This is a genomic window from Streptomyces fildesensis (assembly GCF_016107395.1).
In the GTDB taxonomy this organism is placed as follows: domain Bacteria; phylum Actinomycetota; class Actinomycetes; order Streptomycetales; family Streptomycetaceae; genus Actinacidiphila; species Actinacidiphila fildesensis.
The window spans coordinates 1-217 of sequence record NZ_JAAIKO010000432.1 but is presented as its reverse complement, the minus strand read 5'-3'; the positions used below and the strand labels follow the sequence as shown (position 1 = coordinate 217).

Annotated in this window: 1 protein-coding gene; it reads left to right on the top strand. The window is 41.9% G+C overall.

Annotated elements, in window-relative coordinates; translation table 11 throughout:
- Positions 1-5: 5 nt before the first annotated feature.
- Positions 6-217, top strand: a 212-nt coding sequence (gene rplJ, locus C6N31_RS46755; RefSeq protein ID WP_368860212.1) for a 50S ribosomal protein L10, incomplete at its 3' end; no start/stop codon positions are given.

The following is a 217-nucleotide window of genomic DNA, read 5'->3' as shown; positions in this document are numbered from 1 at the left end:
ATCAGATGCAGAACATCAGAAAAGGTCTTAGGGGCCATTCTGTGTTGCTTATGGGCAAGAACACCATGATGAAGAGGTCTATTAGGGTTCATGCTGAGAAGACAGGAAACAAGGACGTCATTAACCTTATTCCTCTTCTTCAGGGAAATATAGGCTTACTTTTTACAAAGGGTGATCTTAAAGAAGTGAGAGAAGAAGTCGCCAAGTATAAGGTGGG